This is a genomic window from Brumimicrobium mesophilum (genome assembly GCF_003025005.1).
Lineage (GTDB): Bacteria > Bacteroidota > Bacteroidia > Flavobacteriales_D > Crocinitomicaceae > Brumimicrobium > Brumimicrobium mesophilum.
On the sequence record NZ_PVSS01000055.1, the window covers coordinates 1 to 963 of the forward strand.

Genomic DNA, 963 nt, shown 5'->3' on the forward strand with positions numbered 1-963 from the left:
AGAAGACTTTCAAAGTTGTGAAGCAGTAGTGGATGAAGAAATATTCAATTGTTTTTAAATTACTCCAAATGCCTCTTTTCGAAGGGGCATTTTGCGTTTACTTAATTTAATGGTTATTATCCTCATTTTAGTCATTATTTATTCAATACAAAGACTAAATTATTGTGTTTTTGTAATTTTCTGTTTTCTACCTATATTTACAGGGAAAAAAATTTATCTAATTTAAACAAGTACTTATGAAAAAAGATCGATTTATGGTCAAGTATATGCTAATGCTCATTGCATTCTTTAGCATAAATTTGACAATGTTTAATAATGTATTAGGGCAGGGTGTTGTCGTAACAACTCCACCTATAAATGGAACTACAACTTGGGGAGGGATTACCTACAATCTACAAACAACACAGGCTATTATTGTGGATACTATTTATGTAAATACTAGTGGAACTGTAGGGTCAACTGTTAATTTAGAAGTTTGGTATAACCCAACTGCAATTAATGGACAGCCAGCAACTTTTACAGGTGCACCATGGGTTAATATTATTTCAAGTCAAGCTGTAGATGCTGGTGTCGATTTAGCGGCAATCACTATTCCAGGTGGACTTTCTATTCCAGCTGCAAGTAATTGGGGCTTTTACATCGGAGATCCAAATTTCACTAACACTGGAGTAAGATATGGTTCATCAGGATCGGTTTCAACCGTTACAGATGGGATTGTTACTATTGAAATTGGTAATAATGTAGGTTATGGTTGGGTTAGAAATTCCGCAACAACTAATCATCCTAGATATTTCGCAGGAGGTGTAAATTATAACTTTGCTGCTGCTTGTACTGGTGCTCCAACAGCAGGAAATGCTGTAGCGTCTACAAGTGTTTGTGCAAATGAGAACTTTTCTCTTTCGTTGGCGGGGAATACTTCGGCTACAGATTTAACTTACCAATGGATGTCTTCTTCATCAGCAA

The 963-nt window shown here is 35.5% G+C and carries 1 protein-coding gene; it reads left to right on the forward strand.

Annotated elements, in window-relative coordinates; all coding sequences use genetic code 11:
• Nucleotides 1–236: 236 nt before the first annotated feature.
• A partial coding sequence (locus tag C6368_RS17010; RefSeq protein ID WP_159038672.1) for a hypothetical protein occupies nt 237–963 on the forward strand: 727 nt, incomplete at its 3' end.